The 18,882-nt window shown below is 72.5% G+C and carries 20 protein-coding genes; 9 read left to right on the plus strand and 11 right to left on the minus strand.

From position 1 onward, the window contains the following. A complete protein-coding gene (locus AC07AW_RS02835) occupies positions 1-759 on the minus strand; it encodes a hypothetical protein (RefSeq protein ID WP_478813724.1) in 759 nt (252 codons plus the stop codon). A gap of 305 nt (positions 760-1,064) precedes the next feature. Here AC07AW_RS02835 and AC07AW_RS02840 point away from each other — a divergent pair, with 305 nt between their 5' ends. The 3 genes from AC07AW_RS02840 to AC07AW_RS02850 are packed head-to-tail and all read left to right on the plus strand — an operon-like array spanning position 1,065 to position 4,067. After that, entirely contained in the window at positions 1,065-2,336 is a 1,272-nt protein-coding gene (locus AC07AW_RS02840) for a magnesium transporter MgtE N-terminal domain-containing protein (protein WP_478813725.1), read from the plus strand. Next, positions 2,326-2,889 (plus strand): DUF1003 domain-containing protein, encoded by a 564-nt coding sequence (locus AC07AW_RS02845; RefSeq protein WP_478813726.1) that lies wholly within the window; start codon positions 2,326-2,328, stop codon positions 2,887-2,889. Before AC07AW_RS02840 ends, AC07AW_RS02845 begins: the two co-directional genes overlap by 11 nt. Positions 2,890-2,933: 44 nt before the next feature. Next, positions 2,934-4,067, plus strand: a complete 1,134-nt coding sequence (locus tag AC07AW_RS02850; protein WP_478813727.1) for an Mrp/NBP35 family ATP-binding protein — start codon at positions 2,934-2,936, stop codon at positions 4,065-4,067. Positions 4,068-4,132: 65 nt separating this feature from the next. Here the strand turns inward: AC07AW_RS02850 and AC07AW_RS02855 are convergent, their stop codons facing one another. The 5 genes from AC07AW_RS02855 to sigE all read right to left on the minus strand — a co-directional run bounded on the left by AC07AW_RS02855 (position 4,133) and on the right by sigE (position 8,875). After that, complete coding sequence (locus AC07AW_RS02855; RefSeq protein WP_478813728.1) at positions 4,133-4,738, minus strand: hypothetical protein; 606 nt, start codon at positions 4,736-4,738, stop codon at positions 4,133-4,135. A 74-nt stretch (positions 4,739-4,812) separates the two neighbouring features. Then, positions 4,813-5,253: a sec-independent translocase gene (locus tag AC07AW_RS02860; protein ID WP_478813729.1), complete on the minus strand. Its 441-nt coding sequence runs from the start codon at positions 5,251-5,253 to the stop codon at positions 4,813-4,815. Positions 5,254-5,344: 91 nt separating this feature from the next. Then, positions 5,345-7,111 carry a S1C family serine protease gene (locus AC07AW_RS02865; RefSeq protein ID WP_478813730.1) on the minus strand — a complete coding sequence of 589 codons (1,767 nt, stop codon included), beginning with the start codon at positions 7,109-7,111 and terminating at the stop codon, positions 5,345-5,347. A 76-nt stretch (positions 7,112-7,187) separates the two neighbouring features. Then, the gene (locus tag AC07AW_RS02870; protein WP_478813731.1) at positions 7,188-8,120 is read right to left on the minus strand and encodes an anti-sigma factor family protein; all 933 of its coding nucleotides are present in this window, start codon (positions 8,118-8,120) and stop codon (positions 7,188-7,190) included. Next, the gene (gene sigE, locus AC07AW_RS02875; RefSeq protein ID WP_078908486.1) at positions 8,117-8,875 is read right to left on the minus strand and encodes an RNA polymerase sigma factor SigE; all 759 of its coding nucleotides are present in this window, start codon (positions 8,873-8,875) and stop codon (positions 8,117-8,119) included. Before sigE ends, AC07AW_RS02870 begins: the two co-directional genes overlap by 4 nt. 141 nt (positions 8,876-9,016) lie before the next feature. Here sigE and AC07AW_RS02880 point away from each other — a divergent pair, with 141 nt between their 5' ends. After that, positions 9,017-9,682 carry an O-methyltransferase gene (locus AC07AW_RS02880; protein WP_392150700.1) on the plus strand — a complete coding sequence of 222 codons (666 nt, stop codon included), beginning with the start codon at positions 9,017-9,019 and terminating at the stop codon, positions 9,680-9,682. Positions 9,683-9,896: 214 nt separating this feature from the next. Here AC07AW_RS02880 and AC07AW_RS02885 read toward each other — a convergent pair whose 3' ends face one another. Next, on the minus strand, positions 9,897-10,064 hold the full coding sequence (locus tag AC07AW_RS02885; protein ID WP_235484109.1) for a DUF3117 domain-containing protein: 168 nt from the start codon (positions 10,062-10,064) through the stop codon (positions 9,897-9,899). Between the two features lie 313 nt (positions 10,065-10,377). Here AC07AW_RS02885 and chcB point away from each other — a divergent pair, with 313 nt between their 5' ends. The 3 genes from chcB to AC07AW_RS02900 all read left to right on the plus strand — a co-directional run bounded on the left by chcB (position 10,378) and on the right by AC07AW_RS02900 (position 13,790). Continuing rightward, complete coding sequence (gene chcB, locus AC07AW_RS02890; RefSeq protein WP_478813732.1) at positions 10,378-11,181, plus strand: 2-cyclohexenylcarbonyl CoA isomerase; 804 nt, start codon at positions 10,378-10,380, stop codon at positions 11,179-11,181. 111 nt (positions 11,182-11,292) lie between these two features. Then, the gene (locus tag AC07AW_RS02895; protein ID WP_478813733.1) at positions 11,293-12,537 is read left to right on the plus strand and encodes an FG-GAP-like repeat-containing protein; all 1,245 of its coding nucleotides are present in this window, start codon (positions 11,293-11,295) and stop codon (positions 12,535-12,537) included. Positions 12,538-12,569: 32 nt separating this feature from the next. Continuing rightward, positions 12,570-13,790, plus strand: a complete 1,221-nt coding sequence (locus AC07AW_RS02900) for an FG-GAP-like repeat-containing protein (protein ID WP_478813734.1) — start codon at positions 12,570-12,572, stop codon at positions 13,788-13,790. A gap of 18 nt (positions 13,791-13,808) precedes the next feature. Here AC07AW_RS02900 and AC07AW_RS02905 read toward each other — a convergent pair whose 3' ends face one another. Together AC07AW_RS02905 and AC07AW_RS02910 are read right to left on the minus strand one after the other, a co-directional pair. After that, entirely contained in the window at positions 13,809-14,393 is a 585-nt protein-coding gene (locus AC07AW_RS02905) for a DNA-3-methyladenine glycosylase I (protein ID WP_478813735.1), read from the minus strand. Beyond that, on the minus strand, positions 14,390-14,719 hold the full coding sequence (locus AC07AW_RS02910) for a hypothetical protein (RefSeq protein WP_478813736.1): 330 nt from the start codon (positions 14,717-14,719) through the stop codon (positions 14,390-14,392). Before AC07AW_RS02910 ends, AC07AW_RS02905 begins: the two co-directional genes overlap by 4 nt. A gap of 102 nt (positions 14,720-14,821) precedes the next feature. Here AC07AW_RS02910 and folP point away from each other — a divergent pair, with 102 nt between their 5' ends. Further along, positions 14,822-15,682, plus strand: coding sequence for a dihydropteroate synthase (folP, locus tag AC07AW_RS02915; RefSeq protein WP_478813737.1), 861 nt, complete (start codon positions 14,822-14,824; stop codon positions 15,680-15,682). 200 nt (positions 15,683-15,882) lie between these two features. On the opposite strand, the gene AC07AW_RS02920 is transcribed toward folP, so the two are convergent. Both AC07AW_RS02920 and dapE read right to left on the minus strand, forming a co-directional pair. Next, positions 15,883-16,632 carry an LOG family protein gene (locus AC07AW_RS02920; protein ID WP_478813738.1) on the minus strand — a complete coding sequence of 250 codons (750 nt, stop codon included), beginning with the start codon at positions 16,630-16,632 and terminating at the stop codon, positions 15,883-15,885. A gap of 75 nt (positions 16,633-16,707) precedes the next feature. Continuing rightward, positions 16,708-17,811: a succinyl-diaminopimelate desuccinylase gene (gene dapE, locus AC07AW_RS02925; protein WP_478813739.1), complete on the minus strand. Its 1,104-nt coding sequence runs from the start codon at positions 17,809-17,811 to the stop codon at positions 16,708-16,710. Positions 17,812-17,840: 29 nt separating this feature from the next. On the opposite strand from dapE, the gene AC07AW_RS02930 reads away from it, so the two are divergent. Beyond that, positions 17,841-18,788, plus strand: a complete 948-nt coding sequence (locus tag AC07AW_RS02930; RefSeq protein WP_478813740.1) for a VldE C-terminal domain-containing protein — start codon at positions 17,841-17,843, stop codon at positions 18,786-18,788. The last annotated feature ends 94 nt before the right edge of the window (positions 18,789-18,882 follow it).

Below are 18,882 nucleotides of genomic sequence, written 5' to 3' on the forward strand. Positions count from 1 at the left end.
TCAGGTCCGGGGCAGCTGCTTGCCGTAGTCGAGGGTCTCCTCCTTCGACGGCTCCGCGAGCGGGAAGTCCTTGTTCCACTCGGAGAGCACCACGACCCCCGCTCCCCCGCCGCGGGCGAACCGCACGGGGTACGGCAGGCCGTCCAGGGACACGTCGAGCGTGCCGCCCTCGCCGTCGGCCCCGCCCTTGACCTTGACCGTGCGGACCCCGCCGATCTGGTCCCGGTCGCCCTTGACCTTCTCGCCGTGCAGGCCGATGAGACCGTCGAGGAGCGGGCCCATCTCGGTGAAGCCGCGCAGCTGCTTGTACGAGGGGTCGCCCTGCGGGACCTTCACGTACTTGTCGTCGAGGGTGTCGGCGGCCTCCGAACCCGCCTCCGAGGTCCCGTGGGTCGCCTGGTCGTCGTGGTCCCAGAACCCCGCGTCGGCCTTCAGATAGATCGTGTCGCCGACCCGCAGCAGCTCGAAGGTGCTGTTCTTCGTCGTCACCGAGCCGGTCGCGCCGTTCTGCTTGAGGCGCATGTTCAGCTTGAAGGTGCCGCCCTTGCTGACCAGGGTGCCGGACAGCCGTACCGCCTTCGCCGAGTCCGCCGTCGACTGCGCCTTCTGCTCGATCTCGGGGGCGGAGAGTCTCCCCACCCCGTTCGTCCCCTCGTCCGGATCGGCGGCGCAGGCCGTGAGTCCCACCGTCAGTCCGGCGCAGAGCGCCAGGGGCGTGACGGCCCTGCGGATACGCGATGACGGGGTACGAACGGTCATCTGCGCTGCCTCTCGTGTCGTGTGGGGGGATGACGGGCACGGCCCGTACGGGTTGCCGAGGACCGCCGCGTTCCGGCGGGGCGGAAGAGCCGGGTCCGGTGGCGGGGCCGATGGGGGGAACGGCAGACCGCAGCGTACCCGGGACAGGTGAAGGGCCCCGCAGGCAGCCGTACGGAGTCTCTGCCGGGGCGGGGCGGAACGGCACGGGCTAGCCTGAACCCGGCAAAGCTCTGCAATCACCGGCAAAGCTCTACGACGCATCGCATCGACGACTCGAATCGTGCGGAACCGAGGAGGCGCGTGGCATGGCGGCAGGCGCCCCCCGGATCTTCGTCTCCCATCTCGCCGGAGTCCCCGTCTTCGACCCCGTCGGCGACCAGGTCGGCCGCGTCAGCGACCTCGTCGCCATGCTCCGCGTCGGCCGCCGGCCGCCCCGGCTCCTCGGCATGGTCGTGGAGGTGCTGAGCCGCCGCCGGGTCTTCGTCCCCATGACCCGGATCACCGGCCTCGCCTCCGGCCAGGTCATCACCACCGGCGTCGTCAACATGCGGCGCTTCGAGCGGCGCCCCACCGAGCGGCTCGTCCTCGGCGAGCTCCTCGACCGGCGGGTCACGCTGGTGGAGTCGCGCGAGGAGGTCACCGTCCTCGACGTCTCCATCCAGCAGCTGCCGGCCCGCCGCGACTGGGAGATCGACAGGGTCTTCGTCCGCAAGGGGAAGGGCGGGGTCCTGAGCCGCAAGGGCGAGACGCTGACCGTCGAGTGGTCGGCCGTCACCGGCTTCTCCCTGGAGGAGCACGGGCAGGGCGCCGAGAGCCTGCTCGCCACCTTCGAGAAGCTGCGCCCCGCCGACCTCGCCAACGCCCTGCACCACCTCTCCCCCAAGCGGCGCGCCGAGGTCGCAGCGGCCCTCGACGACGACCGGCTCGCCGACGTCCTGGAGGAGCTGCCGGAGGACGACCAGATCGAGATCCTCGGCAAGCTGAAGGAGGAGCGGGCCGCCGACGTCCTGGAGGCGATGGACCCGGACGACGCCGCCGACCTGCTGTCCGAGCTGCCCGAGGAGGACCAGGAGCGGCTCCTCACCCTGATGCAGCCGGACGACGCGGCCGACGTGCGCCGGCTCCTGGCGTACGAGGAGCGCACGGCGGGCGGTCTGATGACGACCGAGCCGATCGTGCTGCGCCCGGACGCCACCGTCGCGGACGCCCTGGCCCGGGTCCGCCAGCAGGACCTGTCGCCGGCGCTCGCCGCGCAGGTGTACGTGTGCCGGCCGCCGGACGAGACGCCGACCGGCAAGTACCTGGGCACGGTGCACTTCCAGCGGCTGCTTCGCGACCCGCCGTTCACGCTGGTCAGCTCGCTCGTGGACAGCGATCTGCCGCCGCTCGGCCCGGACACCCCGCTGCCGGCCGTGACCAGCTACCTCGCCGCGTACAACATGGTCGCCGCGCCCGTGGTCGACGAGAGCGGCTCGCTGCTCGGCGCGGTCACCGTCGACGACGTGCTCGACCACCTGCTGCCGGACGACTGGCGGGAGACCGAGTTCCACGAGGAGGGGGCCGGACATGGCGGCTGAGCGCACCCAGGACCGGGAGCGGGAGCGGGAGCGGTCCGTGCCCCGCATCCGGCTCGACCTGCCGCGCGAGCGGCGCTCCCGGCTGCTCCCGGAGTACGACCCCGAGGCCTTCGGGCGGCTCTCGGAGCGGATCGCCCGCTTCCTGGGCACGGGCAGGTTCCTGGTCTGGATGACCCTGACGGTCGTCGTCTGGATCGGGTGGAACATCTTCGCGCCGCCGTCCCTGAGGTTCGACGAGTACCCCTTCATCTTCCTGACGCTCGCGCTGTCCCTGCAGGCCTCGTACGCGGCTCCGCTGATCCTGCTCGCGCAGAACCGGCAGGACGACCGAGACCGGGTCAACCTCGAACAGGACCGGAAGCAGAACGAGCGGTCGATCGCGGACACCGAGTACCTGACCCGGGAGGTCGCGGCGCTGCGGATGGGCCTCGGCGAGGTCGCGACCCGCGACTGGATCCGCTCGGAGCTCCAGGACCTGATCAAGGAGCTGGAGGAGCACCGGGATCTATTCCCGTCCGGCGAGGACCGGGGAAGTGACGTACCCGACCGTTGACAGCCCTTTCACCGGTCCGTGGTCCGCGCCGTACCATCGTCGGTATGGCTACGGAAGACGCGGTGCTCGAAGCACTGGCGACGGTGAACGACCCTGAGATCAACAAGCCGATCACTGAGCTCGGCATGGTCAAGTCGGTGGAGATCGAACCGGACGGCAAGGTCGCCGTCACGGTCTACCTGACGGTCTCCGGCTGCCCGATGCGCGAGACCATCACGCAGCGCGTGACCGAGGCCGTCTCCCGGGTCGAGGGCGTCACCTCCGTCGACGTCTCGCTGGACGTGATGAGCGACGAGCAGCGCAAGGAGCTGGCTGCGGCGCTGCGCGGCACGAGCGCCGAGCGCGAGGTGCCCTTCGCGAAGCCCGGCTCGCTGACCCGGGTGTACGCGGTGGCGTCCGGCAAGGGCGGCGTCGGCAAGTCCTCCGTGACCGTGAACCTCGCGGCGGCGATGGCCGCCGACGGTCTGAAGGTCGGTGTCGTCGACGCCGACATCTACGGCCACAGCGTGCCGCGGATGCTGGGCGCGGACGGCCGTCCGACCCAGGTCGAGAACATGATCATGCCGCCGTCCGCGAACGGCGTGAAGGTCATCTCCATCGGCATGTTCACCCCGGGCAACGCCCCGGTCGTGTGGCGCGGCCCGATGCTGCACCGCGCGCTCCAGCAGTTCCTCGCGGACGTGTACTGGGGCGACCTGGACGTCCTCCTGCTCGACCTGCCCCCGGGCACCGGCGACATCGCGATCTCGGTCGCGCAGCTCGTCCCGAACGCGGAGATCCTCGTGGTCACCACCCCGCAGCAGGCGGCGGCCGAGGTCGCCGAGCGGGCCGGCTCCATCGCCGTCCAGACCCACCAGAAGATCGTCGGCGTCGTCGAGAACATGGCGGGCCTGCCGTGTCCGCACTGCGACGAGATGGTCGACGTGTTCGGCACGGGCGGCGGCCAGAAGGTCGCGGACGGCCTGACGCAGACCACGGGCACGACGGTCCCGGTCCTCGGCTCGATCCCGATCGACGTCCGGCTCCGCGAGGGCGGCGACGACGGCAAGCCGGTCGTCCTCTCCGACCCCGACTCCCCGGCGGGCGCCGCCCTCCGCGCCATCGCCGGCAAGCTCGGCGGCCGCCAGCGCGGCCTGTCCGGCATGAGCCTGGGCATCACGCCGCGCAACAAGTTCTGAGACATGACGAAGGGCGCCCCCACCAGGGGGCGCCCTTCGTCATGTCCGGGCGCCGTACGGCGTCTCTAGGCGCCGTACGCGGCCAGGTCCTTCACCTGTGAGAACCCCAAGCCGTACGCGCTCATCCCCCGCCCGTACGCCCCGATGTGCACGTCCCCCGTGGAGCCCGCGAGGACCCACCCGAACTCGGACTCCCGGTAGTGGAACGGCACGGGCACCCCGTCCACCGGCAGCGACAGCGTCGACCACGCCGGCCCGTCCAGGTCGTCGGCGAGCTCGAACGCCGTCTCCGTCTGCTGGTCCAGCCAGTGGTCCCGCAGCGCGTGGTCGAGCGAGGCGGGCCAGGTGTGGGCCAGGAGCCCGGAGCCGGCCAGCCAGGCGGCGGAGGAGACGGTGGTGGCGTCGAGGACGCCGGTGCCGTCCCCGGTGCGGCGCACGGGGTTCGCCGCGACCGTCACGACGACGGCGAAGCGCTCCTTCTCCGCGCTGCCGGCCTCGGACTTTATCGACGGCTCGTCACCGTGGCCCATCGAGCCGTGCTGGACGGTGCCGTCCGCCGCCGTGCCGATCTGCATCAGCCGGCGCGGGCCGGTGAACGCCTCGTCGAGCCCGTACCAGGCGAAGGGTGCGCGCAGAAAGCCATCGGCTTCCACCCGACTCGTCGTCTTCATTCCGGCCGCCTCCTCGTTGCGTCAACAGAGGGAGGATAGCCACCGGTGAGCAGTGGGTCGGTGACAGGCCGTCGTCAGGTGGCGTCGGAGTCGTACGGAGGACGCTCTTCCGTGTCCGGCTTGTCCTGCTTCTTCAGCAGGTCCGGGGAGCCGTTGACCGCCGCCGGGGCGGGCGCGGGCGTGGTCTCCCGGCCGTGGACGGCGTCGGCGACCTCGTTCATCTCCTTCTTGAGGTCGAACGTGCCGCGCAGCTCCTTGAGCTCCTTGAGGTCCTCGTTGCCCTCCAGCTGCTTGCGGAGGAACGTCTTGGGGTTGAGGTCCTCGAACTCGAAGTCCTTGAACCCCGGGCCCAGCTCGCTGCGGATGTCCTGCTTCGCGCTGTCGGAGAACTCGCGGACCTTGCGGATGAAGCGCGAGACGTCCTGGATCACCTTCGGGAGCTTGTCCGGCCCGAAGACGAGCACGGCGAGGACCACGAGCGTCACCAGCTCGAGTGCGCCTATGTCGCTGAACACCTAGTAGCTCCTTCACGCCGGTCCAGGGCCCGGTCCACGGTACCCGCCGAAACTGTCCGACGGGTACCTCGCGGCGTCCGCCACATGGCGCTCAGGTGCCCTGCGAGGATCCGAGCGTCAACGTCTTTGTCAGCTCTTTGCCGTTCCGGGTCAGGGTGAGCTCCAGCTTGTCGCCGGGGCGGTGGGCGCGGATCTTCACGATGAGCTCCTCGCCGTTGTGCACGCGCTGGCCGTCGACCTTGGTGATGACGTCCCCGGGCCGGAGCCCCGCCTTGGCGGCCGGGCCGCCGGCGGTGACGGAGGCGGAGCCGTCCTTGCCCTTCTCGCCGACGCGGGCGCCGTCGCCCTGGTACTGCATGTCGAGGCTCACACCGATGACGGGGTGGGTGGCCTTGCCGGTGTTGATGAGCTCCTCGGCGACGCGCTTGCCCTGGTTGATCGGTATGGCGAAGCCGAGACCGATGGAGCCGGGCTGGCTCGCGCCGCCCTCGCCCTCGCCGGAGCCGCCGGCGGCGCGGATCGCGCTGTTGATGCCGATGACCCGAGCCTTGGAGTCGAGCAGCGGGCCGCCGGAGTTGCCGGGGTTGATGGGGGCGTCGGTCTGGAGCGCGTCGACGTAGCTGATGTCGCTGCCGTCGCCCTTCTCGCCGCCGGCGGTGATCGGGCGCTCCTTGGCGCTGATGATGCCGGAGGTGACGGTGTTGGAGAGGTCGAAGGGGGCGCCGATGGCGACGACGGGGTCGCCGACGCGGACGTTGTCGGAGTTGCCGAGCGGCAGCGCCTTGAGGCCGGAGACGCCGGTGACCTGGACGACGGCCAGGTCGTAGCCGGTGTCCTTGCCGATGAGCTTGGCGCGGGCGGTCTCGCCGCTGGAGAACGTCACGGAGATGTCGCCGGAGGAACCGGCGCCGTCGACGACGTGGTTGTTGGTGAGGATGTGGCCCTTGGTGTCGAGGACGAATCCGGTGCCGGTGCCGGAGGATCCGCTGCCCGTGACGTGCAGGGTGACCACACCGGGCAGGGCGCTGGCGGCGATCCCGGCGACGCTGTCGGGGGCGCGGCCGGTGTCCCCGGCCTCGGCCTGCGGGAGTTCGACGGTGGTGAGCCCGCCGTTCCGCTCGACGTACGCGCCGATGCCGCCGCCGATGACGCCGGTGACGAGGGCGAAGACGAGCGCGCCGGCGACCGCGAGGCCCTTGCGGGACTTCTTGGCGGGCGGCGGCGGGGTGGCGGCCCCGGTGGCGCCCCAGGGGTCGTACTGCACCCAGGGAGTCGGCTGGGGCGGGGCCTGGTGATGCCCCTGCGGCGGTACGGGGGCGGGCGGGCGCTGCACGGGCGGCGCGGGCGCCCACGGCCCCGGCTCGCCGTAGGGCGGCGTGCGGTACTCGTCGGGCGTGTGCAGGGGCTGCCGCGCGGGGGCCGACTCCGCCGCGGGTACGGCGACCGGTGCGGCCACCGGCTCCGGCGCGGACTTCGTCATGTCGACGACCGGCTCGGAGGCGGCCGCGGACTGCGGCTCAGCCGCGCGCGCCTCGGCCCCGAGCTGCGCGGAAGCGGTCGCCTGCGCGGGCACGGCCGCGGTCGCGGGCTCCGGCGCGGCGGCAGGGGCCGTCTGGGCCGGGTCGGGCGAGGCGGCCGGGGCCGTCTGGGTCGGCTCCGGCGCGGGCTTCGTCAGTTCGACGGCCGGTGCCGCGGCCTCGACCGCCGCCGCCGCGGCCTGCTCCTGGCCCGGGGCGGGCTGGGGTGCGGGCAGGGGGAAGTCGCCGTCGCCTTCGTCCGTCGGAGGCGGCGTGGGTATCTGCGCCGCCTCCGGTGTGGTCGAAGGCCGGCTCCACCAGTTCGGCTTCCCGTTGTTCATGCTCTCCCCGCAACCGCTGACCCGTCCGCGCCCCTGGGTCGGGCGCCCTGCCCCCTGGATTCAACCAGGTCGCGGGTCAGCGGTGGGAGCCGAGCGGTCCCGTCGACGGGCTCGCCATCGGGCTGGGCCCGGGGGCGAAGGCCAGCTGGAGGGCCGGAGCCGTCGGTCGTATGAACGGCGACAGTGCGAGGAGCGACTGCGGGGCCGGGTTCCGGAGCCGTACGGCCACCAGCGGCGTGGCAGCCGAGCGCACCGCGTCCGGCGGGACCGCGCCCGACGGGACCGTGCCCTGGCCCGCGGCCACGACCGGCCCCCGCGGGACCGCGGCCGGGGTCACCGCGGCGAGCGGCTCGGCGGCGTCGACGGACTGGGCGCCGGCACGCTCACCGGCGCGCGTGCCCCGGCCGATCGCCGTGCCCGGGCCGCCGCCGGTCGCGGTGGCGCGCAGCGGGGTGACGGCGCTGCCGGTGCCCTGGCCGCCGCGCGCGCCGGCGCTCACCGAGGTTTCGAGCGGCAGGGTGCCGCCGAGGGCGATCGCCGCGAACGAGACGGCGCCGGCCGCCGCGAAGGCGAAGCGCCGGCCCCGCCCGGACGTACCGGAGCGGCGGTAACCGACCTCGTGGATGCGGAAACCGGCCCCGGGGGTGCCGGGGTGCGGGGTGACGACGGCGGCGGTGGCGAAGCCGTCGGACTTCACGCCGCCCGCGCCGAGGAGCTCTTCGAGGGGCCCCCGCGGTCCGCCGGGTCCTCCCGGCTCACCTGGTCCCCCGGGGAGGCCCTGGAGCCGCGCGAGGAAGCCCTCGGAGGGCGATGGCGGAGCCGCCGAGGCGAAGACGCTCTTCAGCGTGCGCTGGGCGTCGGCCTCGGCCTTGCAGCGGGCGCAGGTCGCGAGGTGGGCGAGGACCCGCTCGCGGGCGTCGTGGCCGAGCTCGCCGTCGACGAGCGCGGCCAGCCGGTCCCCGAGGTGGTGCTCCGCGGGGGTCGGCGACGTGGGACGTGTGCCGCTCACGCTGTCCCTGCCTCCCATCCGACGGAGGCGAGGGCACGCTCCGCCCGGGCCTCGGGCGAGCGGTGCTTGAGCGCCTTGCGCAGGTGGGAGCGGCCGCGGTGGATGCGGCTGCGGACGGTGCCGAGCTTCACTCCGAGGGTCGCGGCGATCTCCTCGTAGGAGAGGCCTTCGATGTCGCAGAGGACGACGGCCGCGCGGAACTCGGGCGCGAGGGTGTCGAGGGCCTGCTGCACGTCGGCGTCGAAGTGCGTGTCGTTGAACGCCTGCTGCGGCGAGGGCTCGCGGCTGGGGAGCCGCTCGGCCGCGTCGTCGGCGAGCGCGTCGAACCGGATGCGCTGCTTGCGGCGGACCATGTCGAGGAAGAGGTTGGTGGTGATGCGGTGCAGCCAGCCCTCGAAGGTGCCCGGGGTGTACGTCGACAGCGAGCGGAAGACGCGGACGAAGACCTCCTGGGTCAGGTCCTCGGCATCGTGCTGGTTGCCCGTCAGGCGGTAGGCGAGGCGGTAGACCCGGCCACTGTGCGTGCTGACGATCTCCTCCCAGGTGGGAGGGGTCCACGCCTGCGATTCCGCATCCGATGCGAAGGTCGCGGTGGTGGGAGCGGAGTCGGTGGTGCGGAAACGGTCAGCGGTGTCGGTCACGGATTTCGGCTCACCCGCCGACCTGAGAAGACGCCGAAGCACTCCTCCCCGATCCACAGGCGCAGCCGCACCTCCCCTGTCGGCTCTGGTGGTGTCCAGTGGAGCCCCTACCATAGCCACCTCGCCCGTTAGCTCCGGATAAGAATCTTTACGCGAATTTGGAACCGGCTCGCCCGGCTGCCTCCGTCGCGTCCTTCCCCTGGTGAACGCCCGGTCCCATCTGCGGGTTCCCACTGACAGCGGATACAGTCACCGTTGCGTCAACTACGGGGACAGGAGAGGGCCATTACCGCCAACCGGCAGACGGGCTGGTCGTTCGCCGACGCCTACGTCGCCGAGGACGAAGCTCTGCGCTGGGCCCGGGAGCGGGCCCGGGAGGCAGGGCTGCCCTCGGTGTCGCCGGGCACCGGTGGGGCGCTGCGCCTGCTCGCCGCGACGGCGGACGCCAAGGCGGTGGCGGAGATCGGCACCGGCACGGGCGTGTCGGGCATCTATCTGCTGCTCGGGATGCGGCCGGACGGCGTCCTGACGACGGTGGACCTGCAGCCGGAGCGGCAGCAGCTCGCCAAGACGGCGTTCCGGGCCGCGGGCTTCGCGGGCAACCGGGCCCGTTTCATCCCCGGCCGGGCCCTGGACGTGCTGCCCCGGCTCGCGGACGGCGGGTACGACCTCGTGTTCTGCGACGGCGACCGGCTGGAGTACCTGGACTACCTCGCTGAATCGTTGCGCCTGCTGCGACCGGGGGGTCTGGTCTGCTTCGAGGGGGTCTTCGCGGACGGCCGCACGGTCGATTCGGGGGCCCAGCCGGCGGAGGTCCAGCGGGTCCGCGAGCTGCTGCGCGCGGTGCGGGAGAGCCAGGAGCTCGTCCCCTCGCTGCTGCCGGTGGGCGACGGCCTGCTCTGCGCGGTACGGCGGGGCTGACCGCTCGCCCGACCGGCGCGTACCACCGACCGCTCGCCCGACCGGGGCGTACCAACGGCCGCTCGCTCGACCGCTACGTACCGCCGACCGCTCGCCCGACCGGCGCGTACCGACGACTTTTCCCGCCGACGGGGCCGTACCGCCTCCGGAGACACCGCTGCCCCGGGACGGCGGACCGTACCGGGGCAGCGGTGGGAAATCGTGGAGAAGAGGGTCAGCCGACGACCTTCTTGAGGGCATCGCCCAGCGCCTGGGCCTCGTCGGGGGTCAGCTCGACGACAAGCCGACCGCCGCCTTCGAGCGGAACGCGCATGACAATGCCCCGCCCCTCCTTGGTCACCTCGAGCGGGCCGTCACCCGTCCGCGGCTTCATGGCCGCCATGCTTGTTCCCCTTCCTGAAACCAGCTCATCGTCAGCCGGGCAGCTCCTTGATATGGAGCACGCGTCACCGGCTTCGAACACATTGCTTCCAGGTCATTATCCCGCATGGCAGGACCCGATGACCAACCTCGATCGGCATCGCTTGCGCAACGCGCTCCCGCAAAACCCCACATTTCGGCGATCGGCCTGCGATACTTCGCCGCTCGACGTCGGACGGACCGCCTCCAAATCTTTGACGCAGCTCACATGGGCGACACGGGTGATCTCCGCCATGCTGGGCTGGTCAACCACGCAAAGAGGCGAAGGGATCCTGATGGCCGACACGGTGCTGTACGAGGTGAGCGACGGGCTCGCCACCATCACGCTCAACCGGCCCGAGGCCATGAACGCGATGAACGTGGCGGCGAAGGTCGCCCTCCGGGACGCGGCGGAGACGGCCGCCGCCGACCCCGCCGTACGGGCGGTGCTGCTCACGGCGGCCGGCGACCGGGCGTTCTGCGTGGGCCAGGACCTGAAGGAGCACGTCGGGCTCCTCATGTCGGACCGGGAGTCCGGAACGAGCGAGACCATGAACACGGTCCGTGACCACTACAACCCGATCGTGCGCGCGCTCACCGGCATGCGCAAGCCGGTCGTCGCGGGCGTGAACGGCGTCGCCGCCGGGGCCGGCTTCGGCTTCGCGCTCGCGGCGGACTACCGGGTGGTCGCGGACACCGCCTCCTTCAACACCTCCTTCGCGGGGGTCGCGCTCACCGCCGACTCGGGCGTGTCGTGGACGCTGCCCCGGCTGATCGGCGCGAGCCGGGCCTCCGACCTGCTGCTCTTCCCGCGCTCGATCGGCGCCCAGGAGGCGTACGAGCTCGGCATCGTGAACCGCCTGGTCCCGGCCGCGGACCTGGCCGCCGAGGCGGAGAAGGTGGCCCGCAAGCTCGCGGCGGGCCCGACGGTGGCGTACGCGGCCCTGAAGGAGTCCCTCGCCTACGGCGCCGACCACTCCCTCAGCGAGGCCCTGGGCAAGGAGGAGGAGCTCCAGAACCTGGCGGGCGCCTCCGAGGACCACACGATCGCGGTCCGCGCCTTCATCGCGAAGGAGAAGCCGCAGTACCTGGGCCGCTGACGCCGCTGACGCCGCTGACGCCGCTGACCAGGAGCGGAACCCGCTCGTACGAGGGGTGGGCGGGTCTATAGGATCCGCTCATCACTTGTACGCACATACCTGGGGGGTTCCGTGCGTCCTTCTCCTTCGGCGCGCCTTCTTCGCGGCGCGCTCACGGCGGGTGTGGCCTTCGGCCTGTCCGCCACCGTCCTGTCCTCGCCGGCGCGTGCGTCGGACGGCTGGGACCGGTGTCCCGACAACGCCGTGTGCGGCTTCAGCCAGCCGCTGTACCAGGGCGACATGATCGTGATCCGGAAGCCGATGGCGTCCCTCGGCGCCTGGGACAACCGCATCCGGTCCTTCATCGTGCGGCTGCCCGGGTTCTCGGACGCGGTCTGCTTCTACCCGAAGCCGGGGCTCGACCCCGAGGGCTCCACGCACTTCTACACCTCGGAGTCCTTCGACGAGAGCGCCTTTCCCGGGCTCGACAAGGCGGTCAGCTCCGTGGACGTCGGCCCCGAGGCGGACGACTTCTGCGGCACCGAGAGCCGCTACCCGATGCTGTACGACAACGTGAAGCACCGGCCGTCGACGCTGCCCACGACCGGGGCCTTCGGCGACATCGACCGGGACGGGTACGCCGACGTCCTCGGCCGCAACATGGTCGGCCAGCTGTGGACGTCCCACGCCTACACCAGCGCCGGCAGGACGCTGCTGGTCGGCGGCGGCTGGGACGGCATGACCAAGCTGGTCCGGCACGGGGACTACGACGGCGACGGCTTCGAGGACGTCTACGCCCGCGACAAGGCCGGTGTCCTCTGGTTCTACCCCGGCAACGGCCGCGGCTGGTTCAAGCCCCGTCTGAAGGTCGGCGCCGGCTGGAACACCATGCGCGATCTGGCGGCCGCCGGGGACCTGACGGGTGACGGCAAGGGCGACCTCCTCGCCTCCGACAGCGACGGCGTCCTGTGGACGTACCCGGGCAACGGCCGCGGCTGGTTCGGCGCCCGCCAGAAGGTCGGCGGCGGCTGGAAGGTCATGAACGAACTCGTCGGCGCCGGCGACATGAACTCCGACAGGAAGGCCGACCTGGTCGCCCGCGACACCGCGGGCAAGCTCTGGCTCTACCCGGGCAACGGCCGCGGCTGGTTCACCACACGCAAGCTCATCGGCACCGGCGGCTGGAACAGCCACGCCGAGCTGGCCGGCCTCGGCGACGTCACCGGCGACGGCCGCCCCGATGTGGTGGCGCACGCGCCCGGCAGGGACTCCTACCAGGGCCGCGTCCGGCTCCTCGTCTACCCCGGAACCGGCAGCGGCGGCCTCCTCGCGCCCCGGGACCTCGGCGAGCTCCGGTCCACCAGCTTCGCCTTCTGACCTCTTCCCTCTTCGCGAACGGATTCCGATCCATGATCCGCACCGTCCGGGGCCGCCGCGCCCTGGCCGCCGCCGTCACCACGGCGGCCTCCCTGGCGACGCTGATGACGGCCGCCCCGCCCGCGGCGGCGGGCCCGGAGCGCTGCCCGGCGGGCCGGCTGTGCCTCTTCCAGTACCGCGAGTACCAGGGCGAGATGAAGATCATCACGTCCAGCCAGTCCACCCTGGGGACCTGGAACGACAAGACCTCGTCCATGGTCAACAACTCCGGCCTGTACGCGGTCCTCTGGACCGACCCGGGGTTCACCGGCGGCGATTCCCTGCACTCGGACCCGCACAACGGCCCCACCAGCTTCGACGGGGCCCTCGGGGACGCGCTCGACAACAGGATCAGCTCCATCCGCGTGGCCACCACCAGCTACGAGGCGACCCAGGGCGTTCCGTGGATGGACTGGTCGGCCGAGAAGCGTCCGAGCGGTCTGCCGGCCGCCGCGCGGTTCGGAGACCTGAACAACGACAACCTCCCCGACCTCCTGGAGCGGGCCGAGGACGGCCGTCTGTGGTTCCTCAACGGCGTACGGGACGCCAACTGGAACACCAAGGGCCTGCTGGTCGGCGGCGGCTGGAACGCCATGACCACGCTCGTCCGGCACGGCGACTACAACGGCGACAACAAGGAGGACGTCTTCGCCCGCGACCGGTCGGGCGTGCTCTGGTTCTACCCGGGCAACGGCTACGGCTGGTTCAAGCCCCGCCTGAAGGTCGGCGCCGGCTGGAACACCATGAAGGAGATCGAGGCGGTCGGCGACCTCACCGGCGACGGCCGCCGCGACCTGGTCGCCCGGGACACGGCGGGTGTGCTCTGGACCTACCCGGGCAACGGCCGCGGCTGGTTCGGCACCCGGAAGAAGGTCGGCGGCGGCTGGAACGTCATGAACCAGCTCGCCGCCCCCGGCGACATGACCGGCGACGGCAAGGCCGACCTCGTCGCGCGCGACGGCGGACGCGGGCTCTGGCTCTACCCGGGCAACGGCCGCGGCTGGTTCGGGACCCGCACCAAGCTCCCGTACGCCTGGCCGCTGAACGAACCGATCATGGCCGTCGGCGACGTGACCGGGGACGGCAAGTCCGATCTCATGCGGACGATCAACTTCTGGGACCTGCACGTCTACCCGGGCAACGGCCGCGGTGGCATCGGCGCCCCGCAGTCCATCGCGATGTACGACCCCGCCGACCACGTCCACGTCTTCTGACGGGCGCGCGGCCCGGGGTCAGTTCCCGCCCCGGGCCACGCACCCCGCCAGATGGTCGTCGACCAGGCCGCAGGCCTGCATCAGGGCGTAGGCCGTGGTGGGGCCGATGAAGCGCAGGCCGCGCTTCTTGAGGGCCTTGGAGAGCGCCGTCGACTCGTCGGTGACCGCCGGGACCTCGGCGAGCGTGCGCGGGGTCGGGCGGGTCGCCGGGTCCGGGGCGTGGGACCAGATCAGCGCGTCGAGCTCGCCCGGGGACCAGTCGGCGAGCAGTTTCGCGTTCGCCAGGGTCGCGTCCACCTTGGCGCGGTTGCGGATGATGCCCTCGTCGGCGAGGAGCCGCTCGCGGTCGGCGTCGGTGAAGCGGGCCACGTCGGCGATCCGGAAGCCGGAGAACGCCTTCCGGAAGCCCTCCCGGCGGCGCAGGATCGTGATCCACGACAGGCCCGACTGGAAGGCCTCCAGGCAGAGCCGCTCGAACAGCGCGTCGTCGCCGTGGACCGGGCGGCCCCACTCCTCGTCGTGGTACGCGACGTAGTCCTCGGTCGACAGGCCCCAGGGGCAGCGCAGCCGCCCGTCGGGCCCGGGGATCGCCTCGCCCGTCACTTCTCGCCGCCCTCCGTGCCGGCGTCGCCGCCGGGGGCCGCGCCCGCGAGCGCCTCCTCCAGCTCGGCGATCCGGGCGTCGCGCTCCGCGAGCTCGGCGCCGAGGCGGACGAGGACGTCGTCCACGTCGGCCATCCGGTAGCCGCGGGCGGCGACGGGGAGGCGGAGCGCCTCGACGTCGGCGCGGTCCACCGGCCGCGCGGCCGGAAGCGGGTCGACGAGCTGCTCGGGCGCCACCTCGGGCAGCACCTCGCTGTCGCCGCCGACCACGGCGAGGGTCACCGCGGCCACGACCACGACCATCGTGATGAGCAGAAACCAGAACACTGCGCGCCTCTCCCCGGAGTGGAAAACGTCCCGTGCCGATCGTGCCATGCGCCACCGACGGTTAGGGTCGCAGGCGAACGGACGCGAGGGAGGACAAAAGGGATGCTGCGCTTGGGACGGCGTGAATTCGGGCCGCACGAGCCGGTGATCATGGCGATCGTGAACCGGACCCCGGACTCCTTCTACGACCAGGGCGCGACCTTCCGGGACGAGCCCGCGCTCGCCCGGGTCGAGCAGGCCGTGGCGGAGGGGGCGGCGATCATCGACATCGGCGGGGTGAAGGCGGGCCCCGGCGAGGAGGTGACGGCCGAGGAGGAGGCGCGCCGCACGGTCGGATTCGTCGCCGAGGTCCGCAGGCGCCATCCCGACGTGGTGATCAGCGTCGACACCTGGCGGGCGGACGTCGGCGAGGCGGTCTGCGAGGCCGGGGCGGACGTCCTGAACGACGCGTGGGGCGGGGTCGACCCGGGGCTCGCGGAGGTCGCCGCGAAGTACGGCGCGGGGCTCGTCTGTACGCACGCGGGCGGCGCGGAGCCGCGGACGCGGCCGCACCGGGTGGAGTACGAGGACGTGATGGCCGACATCCTGCGGGTCACGGTGGGGCTCGCGGAGCGCGCGGTCTCGCTCGGCGTGCGGCGGGACGGGATCATGATCGACCCCGGTCACGACTTCGGGAAGAACACGCGGCACAGCCTGGAGGCGACGCGACGGCTCGGGGAGATGGCGGCGACGGGGTGGCCGGTGCTGGTGTCCCTGTCCAACAAGGACTTCGTGGGCGAGACGCTCGACCGGCCGGTCAAGGAGCGGGTCCTCGGGACCCTGGCCACGACGGCGGTGTCGGCGTGGCTGGGGGCGCAGGTGTACCGGGTGCACGAGGTCGCGGAGACCCGTCAGGTGCTGGACATGGTGGCGTCCATCGCGGGACACCGGGCGCCCGCCGTGGCCCGGCGCGGGCTGGCGTAGCCGGGCCACCACGCTGACGCGCGTCTAGGCCGTGTCCGGAAAGTAGCGCCGTCTGCCCGCAGGGCAGGGCCCGCGGCGTCTGGTGCGTGCGAGCGCAAGGCGCCGGGATGCCCTCGTAGCGGAGCTACTTGGGCATTTCGGCAACGCGGCGATCGTGCGTGCCAGACGCCGCGGGCCAGGCGGGACATTCCGGACACGACCTAGCGGCCGACCTCCTTGGTGACGAGCGCGACCGCTTCCTCCACGTCGTCCGTGACGTGGAAGAGGAGGAGGTCGCGTTCGCTCGCCTTGCCGCCGGCGACGACCGAGTCGCGGAGCCAGTCGACGAGGCCCTTCCAGTACTCGGTGCCGAAGAGGACGATCGGGAAGCGGGTGACCTTGCGGGTCTGGACCAGGGTCAGGGCCTCGAAGAGCTCGTCGAGGGTGCCGAGGCCGCCGGGCAGGACGACGAAGCCCTGGGCGTACTTCACGAACATCGTCTTGCGGACGAAGAAGTAGCGGAAGTTCACGCCGATGTCGACGTGCGGGTTGAGCCCCTGCTCGAAGGGGAGCTCGATGCCGAGGCCCACGGAGACGCCCTTGGCCTCCCTGGCCCCCTTGTTGGCCGCCTCCATGGCGCCCGGGCCGCCGCCCGTGATGACCGCGAAGCCGGCCTCGACGAGCGCCCGGCCGATCCGTACGCCCGCCTCGTACTCCGGCGAGTCCGGCCTCGTGCGGGCCGATCCGAAGACGCTGATGGCGCTCGGCAGTTCGGCGAGGGCGCCGAAGCCCTCGACGAACTCGGACTGGATGCGCATGACCCGCCAGGGGTCGGTGTGCACCCACTCCGAGTCGCCCTCGGTGTCGAGCAGCCGCTGGTCCGTGGTGCCCGGCTGGACCTGGTCCCTGCGCCTGAGCACCGGCCCCAGCCGCTGCTCCTCCGGCTTCGTCTCCCCTTCGGGGATACCCATGGCCTGCTCCCTCCGTCGAACCGACGATCTTCTGGTGGGGTCAGCGTAGGACCAGAGAGGTGACGAAATGCGAAATTACGGGAGACGGGCGGTCAGCCAGTCGCGGAGCCGGGCCTCGCAGTGGTGGATCCTGTCGACGTGGACGTGCTCGTCGCGCTTGTGCGCGTACAGAGGGTCACCGGGGCCGTAGTTGACGGCGGGCACGCCGAGGGCGCTGAAGCGGGCGACGTCGGTCCAGCCGAACTTGGGCTGCGCGCTGCCGCCGACCGCCTTCATGAAGGCCTCGGCCGCGGGGTGCGAGAGGCCGGGCAGGGCGCCGGGGCTCTCGTCGTCGACGACGAACTCGGCGATGTCGATGCCCTCGAAGAACTCGCGGACGTACGCCAGGGCCTCGGCCGGCGAGCGGTCGGGGGCGTACCGGTAGTTGACGGTGACGGCGCAGGCGTCGGGGATGACGTTGGTGGCGACGCCGCCCTCGATCCGTACGGCGTTGAGGCCCTCGTGGTACTGGAGGCCGTCGATGACCGGCTTGCGCGGCTCGTAGGCGGCGAGGCGGTCGAGGATCGGGGCGGCGGTGTGGATGGCGTTGGAGCCCATCCACGCGCGCGCGGAGTGGGCGCGCTCGCCCGCGGTGTGCAGGATGACGCGCAGGGTGCCCTGGCAGCCGCCCTCGACCTGGCCGTCGGAGGGCTCCAGGAGGACGGCGAAGTCGCCCTCCAGCCAGTCGGGGTGCGCGGCGGCGACCTTGCCGAGGCCGTTGAGGTCGGCGGCGACCTCCTCGTTGTCGTAGAAGACGAAGGTGAGGTCGCGGTTGGGCTCGGGGACGGTGGCGGCGATCCGCAGCTGGACGGCGACCCCGGACTTCATGTCGGAGGTGCCGCAGCCCCAGAGGATGCCGTCCTCGTCGAGGCGCGAGGGCACGTTGTCGGCGATCGGCACGGTGTCGATGTGGCCGGCGAGGACGACCCGCTCGTCGCGGCCGAGGTTCGTGCGGGCGACGACGTTGTTGCCGAAGCGGTCGACGGTGAGGTGCGGCAGGGCGCGCAGGGCCGCCTCGATCGCGTCGGCGAGCGGCTGCTCGGTCCCGCTGACGGACGGGAAGTCGACGAGCGCGGCGGTGAGCGCGGCCCCGTCCAGGGAGAGGTCGAGGGGGCCGTCGAGCGGGGTGATGTCTGCCATGTGCCGACCCTAACGCGGCCTCCAGTACGGTGGGCCCCGTGTCCGAGCCCACCCGCCCCCGCCGTCGCGGCCGCCTCGCCCGTTCCGCGGCCGCCTTCGCCGCGCTCCTCGGCCTCGCCTCGTACGTGGCCGTCCACCAGCTGACGGGGAGCACGGGCGCGCCCCGGTGCAGTGTGGGCAGTGGGGACAACCGCTACGAGTTCACTCCGGAGCAGGCGTCCAACGCGGCGACGATCTCGGCGGTGGGCACCACGCGGGGGCTGCCGGAGCGGGCGGTGACGATCGCGCTCGCGACCGCGCTGCAGGAGTCGGGGCTGCGGAACATCGAGCACGGCGACCGGGACTCGCTGGGCCTCTTCCAGCAGCGGCCCTCGCAGGGCTGGGGGACGGCGGCGCAGATCATGGACCCGGTGTACTCGTCGGGGCGGTTCTACGAGGGTCTGGAGAAGGTCCCGGGGTACTCGCGGCTGCCGCTGACGGTGGCGGCGCAGAAGGTGCAGCGGAGCGGTTTCCCGCAGGCCTACGCGAAGCACGAGCCGGACGCGACGCTGCTGTCGGCGGCGCTGACGGGCCGGTCGCCGGCGGCGCTGACCTGTACGACGAGCGAGGTGAAGGGCCCGCCGGGCGATCCGGAGCAGGTACGCCGGGAGCTGGTGCGGGCCTTCGGCGCGAAGGCGGCGCCCGAGGTGGTGACGGGCGGCCCGAGCGCGGGCCGTTCGGCTTCGGAGCCGCCGGTGCTCGTGGTGCCGGTGCGGGCGGCGACGGGCGCGGGGAGCGCGCCGGGGGCCGGTTCGGACGAGCGGCGCGGCTGGGAGCTGGCGCAGTGGGCGGTGGCGCGGGCGGACGAGTTGCGCATCACGGAGGTGTCGTTCGGCGGCCGGGTCTGGCGCGCGGGCGAGGCCGACGGGGGCTGGTCGAAGTCCTCGGGCGCGGCCGCGGTCGGCGCGGAATCCGTCCGGGTGCGCCTCGCCCCGTAGCCGTTCACCCGTGCGGTTGTTCACTCGGGCGTGGCATGGGCCGGGTCCGTGGCGGAGGAAATTCGCGCGACCCCGGCGCCGCTTTTCCCAGGAG

Source organism: Streptomyces sp. NPDC044003, from assembly GCF_056435185.1.

Coding starts and splice junctions, on each gene's coding strand:
- folP (WP_478813737.1), top strand. CDS start 14,822: ATGCTGCGCTTGGGACGGCGTGAATTCGGGCCGCACGAGCCGGTGATC.
- AC07AW_RS02845 (WP_478813726.1), top strand. CDS start 2,326: ATGGCGGCTGAGCGCACCCAGGACCGGGAGCGGGAGCGGGAGCGGTCC.
- AC07AW_RS02865 (WP_478813730.1), bottom strand. CDS start 7,111: ATGAACAACGGGAAGCCGAACTGGTGGAGCCGGCCTTCGACCACACCG.
- AC07AW_RS02835 (WP_478813724.1), bottom strand. CDS start 759: ATGACCGTTCGTACCCCGTCATCGCGTATCCGCAGGGCCGTCACGCCC.
- AC07AW_RS02920 (WP_478813738.1), bottom strand. CDS start 16,632: ATGGGTATCCCCGAAGGGGAGACGAAGCCGGAGGAGCAGCGGCTGGGG.
- chcB (WP_478813732.1), top strand. CDS start 10,378: ATGGCCGACACGGTGCTGTACGAGGTGAGCGACGGGCTCGCCACCATC.
- AC07AW_RS02855 (WP_478813728.1), bottom strand. CDS start 4,738: ATGAAGACGACGAGTCGGGTGGAAGCCGATGGCTTTCTGCGCGCACCC.
- AC07AW_RS02840 (WP_478813725.1), top strand. CDS start 1,065: ATGGCGGCAGGCGCCCCCCGGATCTTCGTCTCCCATCTCGCCGGAGTC.
- AC07AW_RS02900 (WP_478813734.1), top strand. CDS start 12,570: ATGATCCGCACCGTCCGGGGCCGCCGCGCCCTGGCCGCCGCCGTCACC.
- dapE (WP_478813739.1), bottom strand. CDS start 17,811: ATGGCAGACATCACCCCGCTCGACGGCCCCCTCGACCTCTCCCTGGAC.
- sigE (WP_078908486.1), bottom strand. CDS start 8,875: ATGGTAGGGGCTCCACTGGACACCACCAGAGCCGACAGGGGAGGTGCG.
- AC07AW_RS02850 (WP_478813727.1), top strand. CDS start 2,934: ATGGCTACGGAAGACGCGGTGCTCGAAGCACTGGCGACGGTGAACGAC.
- AC07AW_RS02885 (WP_235484109.1), bottom strand. CDS start 10,064: ATGGCGGCCATGAAGCCGCGGACGGGTGACGGCCCGCTCGAGGTGACC.